At 69.6% G+C, this 17,005-nt stretch carries 13 protein-coding genes; 12 read left to right on the top strand and 1 reads right to left on the bottom strand.

Annotated features, from left to right (window positions below; genetic code table 11):
- The first annotated feature begins 31 nt into the window (after positions 1-31).
- The 10 genes from ACIBQ1_RS56105 to ACIBQ1_RS56060 are packed head-to-tail and all read left to right on the top strand — an operon-like array spanning position 32 to position 13,627.
- Positions 32-1,657, top strand: a complete 1,626-nt coding sequence (locus tag ACIBQ1_RS56105; RefSeq protein ID WP_397291212.1) for an alpha-amylase family glycosyl hydrolase — start codon at positions 32-34, stop codon at positions 1,655-1,657.
- Positions 1,654-3,555, top strand: coding sequence for a maltotransferase domain-containing protein (locus ACIBQ1_RS56100; protein WP_397291211.1), 1,902 nt, complete (start codon positions 1,654-1,656; stop codon positions 3,553-3,555). Before ACIBQ1_RS56105 ends, ACIBQ1_RS56100 begins: the two co-directional genes overlap by 4 nt.
- Entirely contained in the window at positions 3,552-4,466 is a 915-nt protein-coding gene (locus ACIBQ1_RS56095; RefSeq protein ID WP_397291209.1) for an adenosine kinase, read from the top strand. Before ACIBQ1_RS56100 ends, ACIBQ1_RS56095 begins: the two co-directional genes overlap by 4 nt.
- Positions 4,463-5,926 (top strand): phosphotransferase, encoded by a 1,464-nt coding sequence (locus tag ACIBQ1_RS56090; RefSeq protein ID WP_397291207.1) that lies wholly within the window; start codon positions 4,463-4,465, stop codon positions 5,924-5,926. Before ACIBQ1_RS56095 ends, ACIBQ1_RS56090 begins: the two co-directional genes overlap by 4 nt.
- Complete coding sequence (locus ACIBQ1_RS56085) at positions 5,923-6,744, top strand: HAD family hydrolase (RefSeq protein WP_397291205.1); 822 nt, start codon at positions 5,923-5,925, stop codon at positions 6,742-6,744. Before ACIBQ1_RS56090 ends, ACIBQ1_RS56085 begins: the two co-directional genes overlap by 4 nt.
- Complete coding sequence (locus tag ACIBQ1_RS56080) at positions 6,741-7,661, top strand: ABC transporter ATP-binding protein (RefSeq protein WP_397291203.1); 921 nt, start codon at positions 6,741-6,743, stop codon at positions 7,659-7,661. Before ACIBQ1_RS56085 ends, ACIBQ1_RS56080 begins: the two co-directional genes overlap by 4 nt.
- A 12-nt stretch (positions 7,662-7,673) precedes the next feature.
- On the top strand, positions 7,674-8,435 hold the full coding sequence (locus tag ACIBQ1_RS56075; protein ID WP_397291202.1) for an ABC transporter permease: 762 nt from the start codon (positions 7,674-7,676) through the stop codon (positions 8,433-8,435).
- A 5-nt stretch (positions 8,436-8,440) separates the two neighbouring features.
- Positions 8,441-9,238, top strand: a complete 798-nt coding sequence (locus ACIBQ1_RS56070) for an ABC transporter permease (protein WP_397291200.1) — start codon at positions 8,441-8,443, stop codon at positions 9,236-9,238.
- 25 nt (positions 9,239-9,263) lie between these two features.
- A complete protein-coding gene (locus ACIBQ1_RS56065; protein ID WP_397291198.1) occupies positions 9,264-11,492 on the top strand; it encodes a glycosyltransferase in 2,229 nt (742 codons plus the stop codon).
- On the top strand, positions 11,480-13,627 hold the full coding sequence (locus tag ACIBQ1_RS56060) for a glycosyltransferase (RefSeq protein ID WP_397291196.1): 2,148 nt from the start codon (positions 11,480-11,482) through the stop codon (positions 13,625-13,627). The genes ACIBQ1_RS56065 and ACIBQ1_RS56060 overlap by 13 nt, the downstream gene beginning before the upstream one ends.
- 69 nt (positions 13,628-13,696) lie before the next feature.
- On the opposite strand, the gene ACIBQ1_RS56055 is transcribed toward ACIBQ1_RS56060, so the two are convergent.
- On the bottom strand, positions 13,697-14,236 hold the full coding sequence (locus tag ACIBQ1_RS56055; protein ID WP_397291195.1) for a hypothetical protein: 540 nt from the start codon (positions 14,234-14,236) through the stop codon (positions 13,697-13,699).
- Between the two features lie 311 nt (positions 14,237-14,547).
- Between ACIBQ1_RS56055 and ACIBQ1_RS56050 the strand changes: the two genes are divergently transcribed.
- Positions 14,548-15,459: a hypothetical protein gene (locus ACIBQ1_RS56050; protein ID WP_397291193.1), complete on the top strand. Its 912-nt coding sequence runs from the start codon at positions 14,548-14,550 to the stop codon at positions 15,457-15,459.
- Between the two features lie 215 nt (positions 15,460-15,674).
- The gene (locus ACIBQ1_RS56045; RefSeq protein WP_397291191.1) at positions 15,675-16,847 is read left to right on the top strand and encodes an AAA family ATPase; all 1,173 of its coding nucleotides are present in this window, start codon (positions 15,675-15,677) and stop codon (positions 16,845-16,847) included.
- Positions 16,848-17,005 lie beyond the last annotated feature (158 nt).

Genomic DNA, 17,005 nt, shown 5'->3' with positions numbered 1-17,005 from the left:
TCATCAAACTCGCCTCGGGAAGGGGGCCAGGGTGTACCCGGACTCCGTTGCGGCGCTGCGACTCGACCCCGTCCCCGGACGGGTCCACCACCCCTCGCCCGGCGACTGGCGCGACGAGGTGGGCTACTCCGTGCTCATCGACCGGTTCGCCCACGCCGGATTCCGGGCGCACGTCGGCGACCCCGCGCACGGCGACACCCGGCATGGCGGCAACCTGCCCGGCGTCACCGCGAACCTGGACTACCTGCGCACACTGGGCGTCACCGTCCTGCAGCTGTCACCGGTCACCCGCGCCGATCCCGAGTGCTACCACCACTACGGGCCGGCGCACCTGACCCGCGTCGATCCGCACCTGGGCACCCTCGACGACCTCGTCGAGCTGGTCGATCAGGCGCACCGCCGCGGCATCCGGGTGATCCTCGACCTGGTCGTCAACCACATGGGCCGGGTCTTCGAGTACACCGGCGGTGACCACTTCAGGCAGGCCCCGGCGGACATCGCCCGGTGGACGGCCGGCGTCGGGCCCGGGGAGTTCGCCGACGCGTCCCGGTTCACCCGGCGGGGCGTGATCGAGGACTGGAAGGATCCCGAGCAGGCCGTCCGCGGCGACTTCCCGCCCGGGCTGCGCCGCCTGGCGACGGAGGACGCGTCCACCGCGCGATTACTGATCACGGTGGCGCAGTGGTGGATCCGGGCCACGGACGTCGACGGGTTCCGCATCGACGCCGTCCGTCACCTCGAACCGGCCTTCGTCACCGGCCTGGCGGCCGAGGTGAAGAAGTACGCCGCCGGCCTCGGCAAGCACGACTTCCTCGTCCTCGGCGAGTACTCGGCCACCGACGACGCGCCACTCGCCGAGTGCCTGCGGCTCGGGGTCGACAGCGTCTACAACTACCCCGAGTACCGCAGGCAGAGCTGGGCCCTGCATGGCCAGGCACCCACGCTCGCCCTGGAGGAGAGCCTCCTGCGGGCGCGGGCGGCGTGGACCGAGGACGCCCACGACCGCACGGTGCGCTTCATCGACAACCACGACGTGTACAGGTTCCTGCGTGAGGGTGAGCCTCTCGGGCGCCTGCATGTGGCGCTGGCCTTCCTGGCTTACTCGACCGGCATCCCGATGCTGTATTACGGCACCGAGCAGGGGTTCAGGCAACCCACCGGACGGCTGGAGCGCGAATGCTCCGCCGACCGCGCCGCGCCCCGCAACCGCGAGGACATGTTCGCCGACGGCGCCTTCACCTCGCCCAGTTCCGCCGGTGACCGGTTCGACACCGCGAGCGAGACCTTCGAGTGGACGCGCCGGTTGCTCGACGTCCGCCGCCACTTCGAGGCGCTGCGTCGTGGACGGCAGGTACCGCGCCTGGCGGACCCGCGCGGGCCCGGACTGTACGGCTTCAGCAGGCTGACCCGGGAGCAGGAGGTCCTGGTCGTGCTCAACACCGCTGACCGGCCGCGACACGCGGTGATCCCCGTCGGGCCCCTCCTGGGCGGCCGGGACGTCCTCGCGGACGCGCTCGACCCGGAACTCCGCGCCGCGCCCGGTCCCGACGGTGTCGCCGTCACCGTGCCCGGCCACGGCGTGCGAGTCCTCACCGGTCCCGACGGCTCCTTGCCCGGCTCCGGCGTGCGCGTCCGCACCAGCCCCGATGCCTCATGAGCGCGTTCGACCGCATCGTCATCGAGGACGTCGCCCCGCTGGTCGACGGGGGGCGCCACCCGGCCAAGACCGTCGTCGGCGAGCACCTGCCGGTTCACGCGGTCGTCTGGCGCGACGGTCACCGGCCCGTGACCGTGGTCGTGCGCTGGACCGGGCCGGACGGCGAGGGGAGCCTGGTGCCGATGACCCTCGTCGACGACGATGCCGACCGGTGGAGTGCCACGGTGGTCGCGACGGTGCCCGGCCTGTGGTCGTTCCGGGTCGAGGCCTGGACCGACGCCTGGCAGGCCTGGCGCGAGGGCATCACGGCCAAGATCGAGGCCGGGCACCCGGCCGAGCAGCTCGCCAACGATCTGGAGACCGGGGCGAGGCTGCTGGAGCGTGCCGGCGCGTCCGCGGCCGACCTGCGGGACGATGCCCTTGCGCCGGCGGTCAGAGTGGCGCGCGCCGAAACGGTGGAGAACCTCCGCGAGCACCCGGCCTCCAGTGCCGCCCACGCGGTGTACGCCGACCGGCCCGAGGCGGCGTTCGGGGCGTGGTATGAGCTGTTCCCCCGCTCGACCGGAGGGTGGGACGAGAAGGGCCGGCCCGTCCACGGCACCCTCCGCACCGCCGCCGCCGATCTGCCGCGCATCGCCGCCATGGGTTTCGACGTCGTCCACCTGACCCCGATCCACCCCATCGGCCACCGCCTGCGCAAGGGACGCGACAACAGCCCGGCCGCGGAACCGGGCGATCCCGGCTGCCCCTGGGCGATCGGCTCCGCCGAGGGCGGGCACGACGTGATCGACCCCGCGCTGGGCGACATCGCCGATTTCAAGGACTACGTCGCCGCCGCCCGTGAGCTGGGCCTGGAGGTCGCGATGGAGCTGGCGCTGCAGTGCTCCCCCGACCATCCGTGGCTGCACACCCATCCGGAGTGGTTCGACGTCCGCCCGGACGGCACGATCGCCTGCGCGGAGAACCCGCCGAGGGTGTGGAGCGACATCCACCCGCTCAACTTCGACCTCGACCCCGAGGGCCTGTACGCCGAGATCCGCCGCATCGTCACCCAGTGGATCGACCTGGGCGTGAGCGCCTTCCGCGTCGACAACCCGCACACCAAGCCGGCGGGCCTGTGGCAGCGCCTGATCTGGGACGTCAAGCGTGACCATCCGCACGTGCTGTTCCTCGCCGAAGCCTTCACGCGGCCCGCCGTGCAGAAGGGACTGTCGAAGCTCGGCTTCACGCAGACCTACACCTACTTCATGTGGCGTGACACCAAGCAGGAGCTCATCGACTTCGGCGAGCAGCTGGTCCGTGACGCGGACTTCCTGCGTCCGAACCTGTTCCCCAGCAACCACGACGTCCATCCACCCGTCCTGCACCGCCCGGAACCGGCCGCTTTCGCCATCCGCGCCGCGCTGGCCGCCACCCTGTCACCGGCCTGGGGGATCTACAGCGGTTACGAGATCTGCGAGAACGAGCCCGCCACTCCGGGCGGGTACGCACCGGCGAACGCCGAGAAATTCGAGCTGCGTCCACGCGACTTCACCGCCGGGCCGTCGATCGGGCCCTGGATCACTCAGCTCAATCTGGTACGGCGCCGCCGACCGGCCCTGCGGCGGCTGCGCACGCTCCGCTTCCATGCCGTCGACGACGAGGCACTCCTCGCCTATTCCAAGACGGACGCGTCCACCGGCGACACCGTCCTGTGCGTGGTGACGCTCGACCCGCGGACCCCCCGGCACGGGGTGCTGGCGCTGAGCCCGCGCGACCTCGGCATCCACGCCGGGCGCGTCCGGCTGGAGGACGAGATCAACGGGCTATCCAGGCCCTGGGACGGCCCCCTGCAGGTCGGTCTCGACCCGAGCCGTGCAGTCGCCGCCATCTACCGCGTCTTCGAGGAGCATCCGTGACACGCCCTGACATCGACGTGCTCGTCCTCGGCGGAGCCGGGGTGGACACGATCGCCTACGTCCCTGAGCTGCCGCTGCCGTTCGCCGACAGTCACATGGTTCCGGCCATCGAGGCACGCGCGGGGCAGACCGGTGACAACGTCGCCCTCGGCCTGCACGGGCTGGGGCTGCGGACCCATCACCTTGACCTCATCGGCGACGACAGGGAGGGTGACCTGGTCCGCGCCCTGCACTCCGGGCACGGCATCCCTTTCACGGCCATCCCGTCGGCGGCCGGGACCAAACGGGCGGTGAACCTCGTCGGGCCCGACGGCCGGCGGCTGTCGCTCTACGACATGACCCGCACCGCCGACGGCGACCGCCTGCCGCCCGAGCAGGTGCGCGCGCTGGCGCTGCGCAGCCGGCACGCCCACGTGTCCATCACCTACCCGTGCGGTCACGCGCTGCCGATCCTTCGCGAGTCGGGAACGACGATCTCCACCGACCTGCACGACTGGAACGGGACCGAGCCCTACCACGAGACGTTCGCCTACGAGGCTGACCTGGTGTTCCTGTCGGCGACGGCGCTGGACTCCCCGCACAAGACCATGCGGCGCATCGCCGAGCAGGGCCGTGCCCGAGTGGTCGTCGCGACCGACGGCGCGAAGGGCGCGCACCTGTGGGCCGACGGCGAGGTGTCCCACGTTCCCGCAGTGCCGCCGCCCGCCGAGGTCGTCGACTCCAACGGCGCGGGCGACGCCTTCGTCTCGGGGTTCCTGTTCGGATGGCTCGGCGGGCACGCGCCGCGGAACTGCGCCGTGTTCGGCTCGATCGCCGGTGCGTACGCCTGCACGGTGCCCGCGACCCGCACCGCCATGATCAGCCGCGCGGAACTGCTCGCCGCTGCCGCGCGACTGGACGAACCGGCATGAGCGACCTCTCCGCGCCACCGCCGGTCACGGCCGTGAGCGGCCCTGTCCCGCTCCCGCAGGCAACGGGCTTGGGCGATCCCGTCCCACTGCCGCCGGAAACGGCCGACCACCTGCGCCGCGCCGCCTGGATGGACGAGGCAGGGCGCAGCGCCACCGGATTCGAGGTCGTGGACGTGGTAGAGCTCGGCCGGTGCCGGAGCCTGCTCATCACGGCCCCCGCGAACCAGCGGGAGCGGTGGTACTCGATCCCGCTCGGGGACGAAGGCGAACCGCTGGACGGGCCCTGCGCCACGATGGATGCCCTGGTCGTCGACGGCATGCGCGAGCGCCACCGGATCAGGACCCGGCATGGCGGGCTCGTCACCTTCCACGGCGATCCGCCGCCGTTCGACACGGCTGTCGCGTTCGACGGCGGCTGGTCCTCCAACGCCCTGTCGATGATGCGCCTCGGCGGCGAGCTCCATGTCCACAAGCGCTACCGGGTGCTGTCATCAGGCATGCATGAGCCCGAGGTGCTGCGACGCATGAGCGGCACGCGGTGCCTGCCTGACGCCACCGGAGGCTACGACTACCTGAGCCCGTCCGGCGAACGCTTTCCGCTGGGCGTGGCCTATCGGTATGTCGAAGGTGAGCCACTCGAAGAGCTGTTGCGCACCAATCTGAGGAGCTTGTGGAATCGCGGCGATGGCGCCGTCCACGCGCAGGTGCGCCTGCTGGAACCCCTGCTGCGCGCCGTCGGATCCCTGATCCACCGCCTCCATCAGAGCCTGGCCACCGCCATCCCTCCCGGCGAACCCCGGCCCGGCATGGCGCGGACGAGCCACCTGGCCGCTGTCACGCGCTATCTGATGAGCGATGAAACCCACCCGGTCACCGTCCGGCAGAGCCTCGCCGACGCCCTGGACCGGGCAGCGACCGCCATGCCGGCCGGTTCGCCACGATCGGGCCCCTGCCACGGCGACCTTCACCTGTCCCACCTCGTGTGCCGGCCTGCTCCGGACGGCGCGTGGACGGCCCGGGCCATCGACGTCTCCCCGGTCGCCGTCGATCCGCACGATCCCGAGTTCGCCGATCAGTCTCCCTGGCAGGACCTCGTCGCCGTGCAGCGCAGCCTCGAATCCTTCGCCGCGCACGAGGCCGCCGTCGAGGCGGCCCGCGTGCTGGGCGTGCACCGGCGCGAGATCTGCAAGGCCGCCGTGAGTGACGCGTTGCACGCCGACCGGGACGCGGCCCAGCAGGTACGGCAGCACCTGTACGGCATGGCGGACGCCTGGAGTGGCCTGGTCATGAGGGTGATCCTCGACCACTACCGGCCCGGAGCGACGAACGTCACCGGCCACCCCTGGTGGCGTGCGCTCTACGTGCGGCGGCTGCTGCACGAGCTGGCCTACAACTACGCGCACGACCGTCACTACCAGGTCGACATGGATCTCCGCCGGGTCCCGGCGGTGCTGACGTGACAGCGCCCTTCCGGCTCGTGGCGACCGATCTCGACGGCACGCTCCTGCGTTCCGACCTCACGGTGTCCCCGCGCAGCAGGCGCGCGCTGGCCGCGGCAGGCACGCGAGGGGTGCGACATCTCGTGGTCACCGGTCGCCAGGTGGCCGCCTGCCGCCGGCTGCTCGCCGGCCTCGGCTACCACGGCCTGCTGGTCTGCTCGCAGGGCGCGCAGCTCTACGATCTCACCCTCGATCGCCCCGTCTGGTCGGCCACGCTGGACCGATCCGTGGCGCGGGACGTCGCCGCCCGCGTCGGCGCGGAGGCCGGCCCGATCTCGGTCGGGGTGGCCACAGCGGGAGCGCACGGCCGCATCCTCGTGTCCAGGGGCTTCTACAGCAAGCCCGGGGCCGATTGCGAGCCCGTGGAGCCGGCCCGCTTGTGGGCCGAGCCGATCGAGAAGATGTTCCTGCGTCACCGCATGCTCTCCGCCCACGACCTGACCCAGCTGGTGTCGCGGTTGTACGGCGACGCCGTCACCGCGACCTACTCCCACCACGACGTCGTCGAGATCCTTCCGGCGGGAGTGACGAAGGGGCACGGGCTCACCCTGGCCGCCGACCTCCTCGGATTCTCCCCCTCCGGCACGGTCGCTTTCGGCGACATGCCCAACGACATCTCCATGCTCCAGTGGGCCGGTCACGGAGTCGCCATGCGCAACGGCGACGAACGGCTGCTGGCCGTCGCCGACGAGATCGCGCCGGGGAACGATGACGACGGCGTGGCCGTGGTCCTGGAGCGAATGTACGCCTCCCGCCCCCGACGCCGAGGTGCGAAATGACGGCCATCCACATCCGCGGTCTGGTGAAGCGTTTCGGCGGCTTCACCGCCGTGGACGGCATCGATGCCGACGTACCGCGCGGCGAGTTCTTCGGCATCCTCGGCCCCAACGGCGCCGGGAAGAGCTCGACCATGCGGATGCTCGGATGCGTCTCCCCACCCACCGACGGGGTGCTGCGCGTGCTGGACATGGACCCCGTCAGGGACGGGCACCGCATCCGTGCCCGCCTGGGAGTCTGCCCGCAGGCCGACGGGCTCGACGCCGAACTTACCGTCGGGGAGAACCTCACCACCTACGCCAGGTACTTCGGCATGTCCCGGCGGGCAGCCCGCGAACGCACCGCGGAACTGCTGGAGTTCATGCAGCTGGCGGACAGGGCGGGCAGCACGATCCAGACCTTGTCCGGCGGCATGAAGCGGCGGCTGGTGATCGCCCGCGCGCTGGTGAACGAGCCCGACGTCGTGCTGCTCGACGAGCCGACCACCGGCCTGGACCCGCAGGCGCGGCATGTTGTCTGGGAGCGGCTGTTCCGGCTCAAGCAACGGGGGGTCACGGTGGTCATGACCACCCACTACATGGATGAGGCCGAGCAACTGTGCGATCGGCTGGTCGTCATGGACGCGGGACGCATCGTCGGGGAAGGTGCCCCCGCGGCCCTCATCAAGGAACACGCGAGCCAGGAGGTGGTCGAGCTCCGCTTCTCCGGCGCCTCGCAGGAGGAGTGCGCGCAGGCGCTGCCGGGCATCGGCGAACGCGTCGAGGTGCTGCCCGACCGCATCCTGCTGTACTGCGCGAACGGGGAGAAAGCCGTGGCCGACGTGCACGACCGCGGCCTGACGCCGACCGGCGTCCTGGTTCGCCGCGGCGCCCTGGAGGACGTCTTCCTCCGCCTCACCGGCCGGCAACTGATCGACTGAGGGACGGGCCAGATGTCGTCCGGTGTCTTCTTCGTCTTCGAGTACTACCTGGTCGGCTTCCGCCGTACCTGGAAAGCCGCGCTGCTGACCACCTTCGGACTGCCGCTGCTGACCCTCCTGGGCCTCGGCATGGGAGTGGGCCACTACCTGACCGAGGGCTTCGACGGCCTGCCGTACCTGCATTGGATCGTCCCCGGCCTGATCGCCTCCACGGCCGTGAGCGTCGCGGTGGGCAACTCGACCTGGCCGGTGCTGGCCAAGCTCTCCTGGACCGGGAGCTACGGGATCCAGCTCGCCACCCCGCTGCGGGTGGCCGACATTCTCGGCGGCCACGTCGCCTTCGTCCTCTTCCGGGTGCTGCTGTCGTGCGCCGGGCTGCTGATCGTCTCGGCCGCGTTCGGCGTGCTGCGATCGCCCTCCTCCCTCCTGGTCGTGCCGCTGACGTTGCTGCTCGCGCTGTCGTGCGCGGCCCCCACGTTCGCCTTCTCCTCAAGCGTGCCGTCGGAGACGTACTTCAGCGCCTTGACGCGCTTCGTCGTCATCCCGATGTCGCTGTTCGCGGGGGTGTTCTTCCCCGTGGAAACGCTGCCCGCGGCGGCGCGGCTCCTGGCCTACGTCTCGCCCCTCTGGAGCGGAATCTGCCTCATCCGCTCCGCCGTCCAGAACGTGGCCACGCCCTGGCCCGTCGCCCTGCACCTGCTCTACCTGGCTCTGTGGGCGGCTGCAGGCTGGCTGCTCGCCCATCACCGATTCCGCCTCAAGCTCACCGGCTGACCGACATGACGACAAGACTCGACCGTCTGGCCACAACCTGCTCCCTGTCCGTCCGCGTCGCCGAGCGCAACGTCGCCGCGCTGAGGGGCGGATCGTGGATCATCCTCCTCACGGGCTTCTTCGAGCCCCTCTTCTACCTGCTGGCCATCGGGGTCGGCCTGGGCGCCGCGATCGGCCCGATCACGCCGGCGGACGCCCGGACCGTCGGCTACGCCGAATTCGTGGGCCCCGCGATGGTGGCGTCGTATGCGATGTCCAGCGCCCTGGCCGAGACCACTTTCGTGTTCGTCGGACGCCTGCGGTATCTCAGGGTTTACGACGCGATCCTGGCCACTCCGGTACGGCCGGTCGAGATCGCGCTCGGGGAGCTCGGCTGGGCCACGGTGCGGGTGGTGATCTACGCCGCCGGATTCCTCGTGATCATGACGGCGATGGAACTCACCACGCCGATGCGCGCGCTGGCCGCGCTACCGGCGGCCACGCTGGCCGCACTGGCCTTCGGCGCTCTGGGTATCGTCGCCGCCACTCTCGTGCGTGACTGGCGCGACTTCGACGCCATGGCGCTGGTCCAGTTCGGCATGTTCATGTTCTCGGCGACCTTCACGCCGATCGACTCCTACCCCATCGCGTTGCAGTGGCTGGTCCAGGCCACGCCGCTCTACCACGCGGTGACACTGATCCGCTCGATCACGATCGGCGCCGCCGACTGGTCCCACCTCGTGAACGCCGCCTACCTGATCGCCGTCGTCGCCATCGCGCTCGCGGTGGCCTCTTCGCGAATCAACCGCCTGCTGCGCGCCTGACCCTCCCGAGCAGAGAGAGCACGCCTTGCACATCATCGAGAACTACTTCGACGCCTGCGGCTTCGACCACCGCCTCGTCCAGGGCGGCACGTCGATCTACCTGTGGAACCTGTCCCGCTCCTTCGCGCAGCGGGGACACCGGGTCTCGGTCGTCACCCCCGCCCACGGGCAGCTCGGCCACATCCGCAGTCTGTTCGACGTGGAAGAGCTGTCGTATCGCGACGAGCACGAGCTGACCATCCCCCTGGACCCCGCGGCGTGGCCCGGCTTCCCCGAAAGCCTCACCTGGAAGCTGCGCACGACCGCCCACCGGGTCCGCCTCGACGGCGTGGACGTCTACCTGCTCTCCAACGAGCTGCTCGACCAGCTGTCCGACACCTTCTATCCCCCTTACGAGAGCAAGGGCCGCGACCCGGTGTTCTTCAAACCGCTCGCGTTCCAGGTGGACAGCATCCGCTTCATCCGCGCGTGGTTCGCCGGTGAGCGGGCCGTCGTCCACGCGCACGAGCCGTACTACCACTATCTCCTACCCGCCGCGTTCAAGGACGACCCGGACAAGGTGGTGGTCAGCACGGTCCAGAGCAACATGCCGATCGCCAAGATGATCTACCGCCCGGAGGTCGAGCGGCTGCTGGAGGAGCTGGACGTGCGGGTCTCGTTGCCCCCGCGGCAGGCTGCCCACACCGATCCGCTGACGGTGGCCATGAGCCAGTACCAGCAGCGCACCCACCTGCATTACGAGTATCCGGAAGACTACGTCGAGATCTACGCGCTGGTCGCCGAGCACGCGGACCTCGTGGACTTCTTGTCCACCGGGCAGCTCGAGTTCTACTCCACGTTCGCCGACACCCCGTTCGAGCAGTTGTTCGCCAAGCTCCCGATCGCCGGGACGGTGGCGCGCAACGCGCACAAGTTCTTCGTGGGCGGATGCGCGCTCGGCGACCGCTGGATCACCACCGACCCGGCGAGCGTGGACAGGGGTGCCGTCCTCGGCGGGCTCGGCCTCGACCCCGGCCTGCCCACGTTCTTCCACAACGCCCGCTACGCGCTCAACCACAAGGGCCAGCTGGAGCTCATGCGCGCCATCGACCGTGTCCTGGGCGAGGGGCTCCGGGCCAACTTCGTCATCCGGTGCCTGTCGGCGCACGGCATCGCCCATCCCTACTTCCACGAGGTCGCCGGGCGGTACGCAGGTCAGGTCCACCTCGAGTGGGAGCGGGTGCCGGAGGAGCGCATCCTCGCCTACGCGGCGAGCTCCGACTTCTGCGTGTTCCCCTCGAAGTTCGAACTGGACACCTTTCTCATCGCGCAGGGCGAGGCGATGGCCTGCGGTGCCGTGCCGATCGCCACGGCACAGCTCGGCATGGCCCACTTCGGTCACGTGGCGGACCCGGTGGGCGAGCACGACGCGACCGGCTTCGCCGTCGGCCGCTCGTTCACCGAGGACGACCCCGTCCTGGTGGAGGCTCTCGCGGACCGCTTCCGCACCGCGGTCGCGCTGCTGGCCGAGCAGCCCGAGGTCTACCGCCGGCTGTCGGCCAACGCCGTGGCGACCGCCCGGCGCTTCAGCTGGTCGCGCTGCACCGACCAGCACCTGGCCGCCTTCCAGGCTTGCTATGACGGTGAGCGGCCGGTGCTGTCCGACGACACCGCGCTCGCCCGGGGCTGGTTCGACCTCCTGCCGGACTCTGCTTGGCACGAGCGCGCCGCCGAGATCGCCGATCGGGTGATCGCGCTGGCGGATCTGGACACCTACCTGCGGGTGGCGCAGCTCTCGCCGGACAGCGCCCGCCGTCTCTTCGACGCCGCCTACGGCCGGGCGGACTTCGCCACCTGCGAGCGCCTGGCCGAACTGCTGCCGCAGGAGGAGCACGGGGCGGTGGCGGACCAGGGCCAGGTGGAAGAGCGGGCTGTGATGACAGACCGGAACCCGACGGAGGAGCGGGCGGCGGCCGACCGGAGCCAGGTGGATGTGCGGGCGGTAGTGGATCGGTGCCGGGTGGAGGTCGTTTCCGGCCCGCGACCGATCTGGCGGCTGCGCTACCGGGCGCCGCGAACCCGTCGGGTGCAGCTCGTCCGTCCCGCACCGCCCGGTGCGGGCCGTGGCTCGCCCGAAGTGATCGACCTGATTCCCGAGGACGGCTGCTTCACGGCGAGCTTCGACGGCGACCGGCCGGACGACCGCCTCCACCTCCTGCTCACGCTCACGTCAGGCCGCATGACGTGGGACGCGGTGGTGCCATGCACATCGTGAAGGTCGCCTACGAGGCCACCGCCTTCGACGTCCGCCTGACCCGCGGCGGGACCGCCACGATGGTGTGGGAACTGGCCAGGAAGTACGTGGCGGCAGGCCACCGGGTCTCCGTCGTGACCCCCGCCCACGGCAACGTCGACCACCTGCGCCAGGAATACGGGGTCACCGAGTACGCCATGCCGGACCGGCATGCCGTACCTCTGGTCCTCGATCCCCGCATCTGGCCCGCCCACGGGCCGGAGCTCGAGCTGCCGCTCGAAACCCGCGCCTACCTGATGCGCCGGGAGGGAGTGGACATCTACTTCCTGTCCGACGAGTATCTCGACCTGCTCCCGGAGACCCTCTACCCGGCCAACGAGATGCAGGGGTCCGACCTCGCCTTCATGAAGCCGCTGGTGTTCCAGGTGGACGCCATCCGCTTCCTCGAGCGCCACCTCGACGGCGAGGACACGGTCGTCCAGTGCTACGAGCCCGCCTACCACTACCTGATCCCCGCCGTCCTGAAGGACACCACCACGGTCAGCACCGTGGTGGTGAACACCCGCATCGACGATGCGGTATACCGCCCCCAGCTGGAGAGACTGCTGCGGCGGCATCACGCGGAGATCGACCTCGACCGCTACGTGGATCCCGTGCGGGACGACCCGCTCTCCACCGCCCTGCGTGACTACCACCGGCCGTCGCACCTGAAGCAGGACCACGGATCCGACTACGTCTGCTATTTCGCGATGGTCGCCGACTGCGCCGACCTCGTCGACTTCGTCTCGCCCGGCCAGCGCGACTACTACTCGACCTATCGCGACGCCCCGTTCGAAGCCAGGTTCGAGCAGCTCCAGGTCTCGCGGGTCGTGCGGGAGACGGCGGCCAAGCACGTCGTCGGCGGGTGCGCCCTGCCGGACCGGTGGCTCCAGCGTGACCCGCGCGCGGTGGACCGGAAGGCCGTACTGACCGGCCTGGGGTTGCGGCCGGACCGCCCGACCTTCTATCACGCCGCCCGGCTCGCCCAGAACCACAAGGGCCAGACCGAGCTGTTCCGTGCCATCGACGAGGTGCTGCGCATCGACAGTGAGGTCAACTTCGTGATCCGGTGCGCGGTGGCCGCCGCGGGACGGGACTCGGCCGGCGACCCCTTCTTCCGGGAAGTGGCGCAACGTCATCCGGACAACATCCACCTCGACTGGCGCATGGTCGAGGAGGAGGTCCTGTTCGAGCACGCCGCTTGCGCGGACTTCTGCCTGTTCCCGTCGAAGTTCGAGCTCGACGGGTTCCTGATCACCATGGGCGAGGCGATGGCGTGCGGCGCGGTGCCCATCGCCACCGCCCAGGAGACGCTCAGACACTATCTGCACCATCTGCCCGTCTCACACCCGGAGGCCACCGGCTTCGCCGTACCGCGGTCGTTCCGGTCCGACGATCGCGTCATGGCGGTCCGGCTGAGCGACCGCATCGCCGAGGCCGCGCGCATCCATCGCGAGGAGCCGGGCACCTACGCGCGGCTGTCGCGCAACTGCGTGGACCTGGCCGGCACCTTCACCTGGGAAAGGTCGGCGGCGGAACGGCTGGCGTGGTTCACCGGGAACCGGCGGGACAATCCCGGCGATCGGCTCGCCAGGAACCGACGGGATGATTTCCGCGATCGGGTGATCGAGTACGGCTGGTTCGACATCCTCGACGACGACGCATGGCAAGCCGATCGCGACCGCATCCGCGAGGCGGCGCTCCTGCGGGGAGACCTGGCCGCCTATCGCCGGTGCGCCGAGGTGGACGCCGCCGTGGACCCCGCAGCGGCCGCCCGGTTGTTCGACGCCGCCTACGCGCGAGCCGACTTCGGCCGGTGCGAGGAGCTCGCCCCGCTCGTCGACCAAGCACGGCGTCGCACACTCCACGGGCGCTGCCGGGCCACCGGGCAGCTGGTGGTCTACTCGCTGCCGCACGCGGAGCAGGTCGACCTCATCGTCCCGGCCCGCCTCTCTGACGGGGTCGGGAGCGGCAACAGGCACACCTATCCCCTGACCCGCCGGGGGGTCGAGTTCGTGGCACGCCTGCCGGAGGAGATGGCGGGCCGCGGGCTGGTGTTCATGATCACCTTGGGCACGGGCCGGGTCGCGTGGGACCTGGCCCGGCCCGCTACGTGACTTGCAGCAAGCTTCAGAAGGAGGGAAGGCCCCGGAGACCTGAGGTCTCCGGGGCCGGGTGGCGGCGTGTCAGAAGGAGGGCGTGATGTCGTGGCCGTAGCCGCTGACGCCCGCGTGGTTGCCGCCGGTCGACCAGGTGCTGTCGTTGATCAGAACCTTGTACTCGAACGCCTGCCCGCCCGGGATGCCCGCGACGGTGCACTCCCACAGGTCGGCGGCCTGGTTGACGCAGGGCTGGCCGCTCGCCCAGCTCAGCGGGGCCACACTGCCCCGGATCGAGACGTTGTTGCCGAAGCCCGCGTCGTAGTGCACCTGGACGGTGGTCTTGGCGGCGAGGTAGAGGCCCGAGACGTTGGAATAGCCGTAGCCGCTGCCGATCGTGGTGTAGGTGCCGGCGGCGACGTAGTGGGGCACGCCCTGCTCGCCGTTGGCGTAGGTGGCGTAGACGTGGACGCCGTCTTCGCAGTTGTTGGTGGCGGTCAGGTAGCGGTAGCTCTGGCCGTAGCTCACACACGCCGGGGCGGCGCTGTCGTCGGCCGCCGCCGGGGCCGCCGTGGCGAGGACGGTGCCGAGCAGGAGGGCGCCAACCGCGAAGATCCGTGCTTTCATCAGCAACTCCCATCGTGTTTGGAAGATCGCTGATCACTGTAATTTTTCAGCAAGTTTCATGAAAGGTGTGTTTGGTCACGTTTGACGAGCACGCGAAGGGAAGCAGAAAACGGCCAGGGTGGACGACAACAGTGCGAAGGCGCGAATCTCGTTGCCCTTGGCCACCTTGCAGAGAATTGCAGAAAGACATTGCTATGTCCGGAGATATCCGGCTAGCGCTAGCCCTGGTTTTACGGAGACGCCAAAGCCGAGCAGCGGACGGCGTACCGAAATCGCGAACCGCCATCACGTTCCGTACTCATGATGTAACAATGAGCGCCATGCCGTCCCCCCGACATGACGCCCTCGTCAAGATGTTTACGGACCGCCCTCAATTGGCGGTGGAGGTCCTGCACGACCTCATGGGAGTCGACCTGCCCGCCACCCCGCTGATCCAGCTGGAAAATACCACCTTCAACACCCGCCGCTCCGACGACATCGAGGCCGATCTGGTCCTCGCCATGGGCCCCCCGCAATCCCCCGCGCACGCCATCATCGTGGAGATCCAGCATGACAAGTCCAAGGAGCCCCAACAGCTGGCCCGCTATGCCGCCGCACTGTGGCTGATGCTGCGCTGCGATGTCACGGTCCTCGTCATCTGCCCCGACCGCGGAGTCGCCACCCACTACGCCCAGCCGGTCGAATCCGGGCTGACCGGCTATCGCCTGCCGGCTCAGGTGCTGGGACCGGACGGTATCCCGGCCATCACCGACCCGCAGCAGGCCACCTGCCAACCGGACCTGGCGGCCATGTCGGTCATGGTCCACGGTCACAACCGCAAGGTCATCGAGGCGTTCGCCGCGGCACTCGCCGAAACAGGCGACGAACACGCTCCGAAGTACTATGAATACGCCTACAGCATGGCCGCACCCGAGATACGGCGCCTCATGGAGGAGATCATGACGTCTACAGACTGGCCGGTCTACAGCCCCTTCGCCCGCGAACACTACGGCCGCGGTCTCGCGGAAGGCCAAACCATAGGCAAGGCAGAAGGCAAGACAGAGGGCAAGGCGGAAGAGGCCGCCAGATCGGTGCTGCTCGTGCTGGCCACCCGCGGCTTCAACGTCCCCGACGACACCTGCGCCCGGATCACTACCTGCACCGACCTTGCCCAACTCGAAACCTGGCTCACCCGCGCGGTCACCGCCCAGACTCTCCAAGACCTGTTCAACGAACCAGGCTGACAGCGCGTCCACTGAACGAACCGACGGCCACCTGTCCGAGGTCATCTGTGCCCCTCCGTTAGGCGGTTACGGCTCTGAGCGTTGAGCAACGCATCGGGCGCATCTCACTGAGCTGCTACGTTGCGGAGCGTGACCCTGGCCGCACGTCCAATGACCTCGGCGGTCTCGACGCGGAATCTCGAACTCGACACGGCGGATGGTGGCAGAATGTGACCATGCGGCCACCCCGAGCGAGATACTTCAACACCACCGGCCCATGCGGCCCGCAGCACCACTACATGCTGCCCCCCACGCAGCGGATCCCGCAGGCACGGGTGCTCATCGAGATGGACCGTTACTTCGTGCTGCACGCGCCCCGGCAGACCGGGAAGACGACCGCGCTGCGCACCTTGGCGTCCGAGCTCACCGCCGAGGGCGATGTCGCCGCCCTGATGTTCTCCTGCGAGCGCGCCAAGTCGGCCGGTGATGACTACGCCGCCGCGGAGGAGATCCTGCTGAAGTCCCTCCGCCAGGCCGCCGAGTGGGCGGGATGGTCAGCGGAGTTGCTGCCGCCGGATCCCTGGCCGCAGGCCCCTTCGGGTACCCGGTTCGGTACGGCGCTGACCGAATGGTGCCACCGCTGCCCCCGCCGGGTGGTGCTGTTCCTCGACGAGATCGACGCCCTGCAGGGCAACAGCATGATCAGCATCCTCAGCCAGCTCCGCGACGGTCACAACGCACGGCCAGGGGGCCAGCCGTTCCCCACGTCCGTGGTGCTGTGCGGGGTCCGCAACGTGCGTGACTACAAGGTCGCCTCGGGCAGCGATCCTGACGGGTCGAACCCGGCCAGCCCCTTCAACATCATCACCGAGTCGGTGCGCCTGGGCGACTTCACCGCCGACGAAATCGCCGAGCTGTACGACCAGCACACGCAGGCGACCGGCCAGGAGTTCACCAAGGACGCGGTGGATCGGGTATTCGAGCTGACGCAGGGACAACCGTGGTTGGTCAACGCCATCGCCCATGAGATCACCTTCAAGATGGGGGTGACAGGCGCCATCACCGCCCGGCAGGTGGAAGAGGCCAAGGAACGGTTGATCCGGGCGCGCGCCACCCATCTGGACGCGCTGGTCGCCCGGCTGCACGAACCACGGGTGGAACGGGTGATCGAACCGATCGTGGCGGGAACGTCGCCAAGCACAGACGCCGCTTTTGACGATGACGTCTCCTACGTCCACGATCTGGGCCTCATCAAAGGGACCAGGAACCTGGAGATCGCCAACCCGATCTATCGAGAGGTCCTGCTACGGGTACTGGGCAATCGCACGGAACGGTTCGTGCAGGCCGATCCGCGCAGCTTCGTGCTGCCGGACGGCCGGTTCGACCTGGACCGCCTGCGTTCCGCATAATTCGCTCGGGCTGGAGCGAAAATGTGTGTGTTGACCTGGGGAAACACGTAGAGACACGCTGGCGAGGCGTGTCTCTAGGCGGTGGCGTTCGTGCAGGTCAGCGGCGTGCGGGGGCGAGCTCGATGATCTGCTTGGGCGGGTCGATGGCGAGCTTGGCG

The organism is Nonomuraea sp. NPDC050153, from assembly GCF_044460125.1.
GTDB lineage: Bacteria > Actinomycetota > Actinomycetes > Streptosporangiales > Streptosporangiaceae > Nonomuraea.
Note: the sequence above shows the minus strand (reverse complement) of the source record. Positions and strands in the feature narration are given on the sequence as shown.